Source organism: Paenibacillus sp. ICGEB2008, from assembly GCF_000307675.1.
In the GTDB taxonomy this organism is placed as follows: Bacteria; Bacillota; Bacilli; order Paenibacillales; family Paenibacillaceae; genus Paenibacillus; species Paenibacillus polymyxa.
This window is the reverse complement of the sequence record NZ_AMQU01000043.1, coordinates 1-506: the sequence shown is the minus strand read 5'-3', so window position 1 is coordinate 506 and position 506 is coordinate 1. Positions and strand designations below refer to the sequence as shown.

At 46.6% G+C, this 506-nt stretch carries 1 pseudogene; it reads left to right on the top strand.

What is annotated here, in order from left to right:
- Positions 1-506 (top strand): annotated as a pseudogene (locus tag C400_RS26395) (IS5/IS1182 family transposase); the annotation flags it as partial.

The window sequence follows — 506 nt, the reverse complement described above, 5'->3', positions numbered from 1 at the left end:
GACGATTAGTTGGAATCGTCGTACTCGCTTTAAAGACACTACGATCTTTCAAGATATCTTCGATGAAATTGTGCTGCAGGCGATCTCTCACCGAATGGTGGGCGGGCGTGTTCTCATCACCGATTCTACACACGTCAAGGCCAATGCCAACAAACATCAGTACACTAAAGAGCAAGTATTACAGAATACCAAAGACTATATGGACGAGCTGAACGAAGCGGTGAAGGAGGACCGGAAAAACCACGGAAAAAAGCCCTAAAATCTCGAGAGGAAGTGAACGAAGAAAAAGAAATTAAAGTGAGTAAAACCGATCCGGACAGCGGCTATATGATCCGTGATGGCAAGCCCGAAGGCTTCTTCTATCTGGACCACCGGACAGTGGATATGAAGTACAATGTGATTACGGATGTGCACGTGACGCCGGGGAATGTACATGATTCCGTCCCCTATTTGTCCCGTTTGGACCGCCAAAGAGAACGTTTTGCTTTTCAAGTAGAAGCTGTTGC